The sequence below is a fragment of the Sulfuricurvum sp. RIFCSPLOWO2_12_FULL_43_24 genome (assembly GCF_001829605.1).
GTDB lineage: Bacteria > Campylobacterota > Campylobacteria > Campylobacterales > Sulfurimonadaceae > Sulfuricurvum.
Map to the genome: position 1 here is coordinate 1 of NZ_MIBT01000090.1, position 1344 is coordinate 1344.

3 protein-coding genes are annotated in these 1344 nt (G+C 44.6%); 1 reads left to right on the plus strand and 2 read right to left on the minus strand.

From position 1 onward, the window contains the following. Positions 1–471 (minus strand): S-adenosylmethionine synthetase N-terminal domain-containing protein (locus A3G19_RS08425; protein WP_294871995.1); only part of this gene is annotated, 471 nt, incomplete at its 3' end. 148 nt (positions 472–619) lie between these two features. Next, on the minus strand, positions 620–1075 hold the full coding sequence (locus tag A3G19_RS08430) for a phosphoribosyltransferase family protein (RefSeq protein WP_294871998.1): 456 nt from the start codon (positions 1073–1075) through the stop codon (positions 620–622). 127 nt (positions 1076–1202) lie between these two features. On the opposite strand from A3G19_RS08430, the gene A3G19_RS08435 reads away from it, so the two are divergent. Continuing rightward, positions 1203–1344, plus strand: a 142-nt coding sequence (locus A3G19_RS08435) for a GTPase (protein WP_294872001.1), incomplete at its 3' end; no start/stop codon positions are given.

The following is a 1344-nucleotide window of genomic DNA, read 5'->3' on the forward strand; positions in this document are numbered from 1 at the left end:
AATCCCCTCTTTACGTACTTGGGCTAAACGTTCCGCTAAACGGTGAGAGAGATAAATCGGCAATGGCATTAAAACGTCGGTTTCGCGGCATGCGTAACCGAACATGAGTCCTTGGTCTCCTGCTCCGATTTCACCGTCTTCTTGGTCAACACCTTGGTTAATGTCGGGGGATTGTTCACCGATACCGTTCAAGACGGCGCATGAGCGGTAATCAAATCCATACGTTGCATCGGTATAGCCAATTTCACGAACCACTTGACGGGCGATCTCTTGCATTGGAGCATACGCAGTTGTTTTAAGCTCGCCTGCGATAACGCAAAAACCGTTTGAAACGAGAGTTTCACAGGCTACACGCGCTTTTGGATCATGTTCAATGATGTAATCCAAAATCGCATCACTGATCTGATCGGCCATTTTATCGGGATGCCCTTCGGTGACGGATTCAGAGGTAAAAATATATTCTTTAGGCATAAAAATCCTTGGAGGAAATGTTAAATCTTTAGTGGTTGTCGGATTATATCGAATTGTTTTTTAAGATTGTTAATCTCCCGCATTTATGCGGGCAGCTTCAGGGGATTGCAAAGGACAAACCTGTCCTTGCCTTCCCAAGGGGCTTTGCTCACTTGGGAAGTTCAGATAGATAGTCTCTTTCCCAAAAGAAATCGATCCAATCCGTAGCTTTATGTAAGAAAAAGTCGGGCTGAACAAGTGCAGTTTGTTTCGTAAAGAGGGTTGCGATTTTAAATTCACAATCGAGATTTTGTGAACGTAAAAGGGGCATAAGGGCTGCGAGCGTTTGTCCGCTGTCAACGATATCATCGACAACAAGAACACGTTTAGAGCCACTAAGGTCACACGTTCCTAGAATCGTCACGTTTTCACGTTGAGCATCACCATCGTAGCTCTCTACGCGGATGCTTTGAAGATTACGAGTCTCCAAATTCATGGAGAGGGCATGCGCGAGCGTCATCCCCCCACGCGCAATGGCGATAATGGCATCCGGTTGGAAGGATTTGCATTGTTGGCTCAAGATTTGGACGTCGGTACAAAATCGTTTATAATCATAGTATATCATTTTGAAATCATATCATAAGGGCATCTGCGCTATAATAAAATATCAATTAAAGCGCAGCACTAAAACGCAACATAAGCGCAGCCAATCGAGATTAGCGTCTCGCAAAGGCATAAATACTAGGAAGTCCATGAAAAAATTAGCGATTATCGGTCGTCCGAATGTCGGAAAAAGTTCTCTTTTTAATCGTTTGCTCAAACAGCGTGATGCAATCACCTCTGAGCAGGCAGGGACGACACGTGATGTCAAAAAACGTGTTGCCGTAGTGGTAG

What these genes read in the sequence shown, in the direction of transcription:
- A3G19_RS08430 (WP_294871998.1), bottom strand. Translation starts at nt 1,075, where the DNA reads ATGATATACTATGATTATAAACGATTTTGTACCGACGTCCAAATCTTG.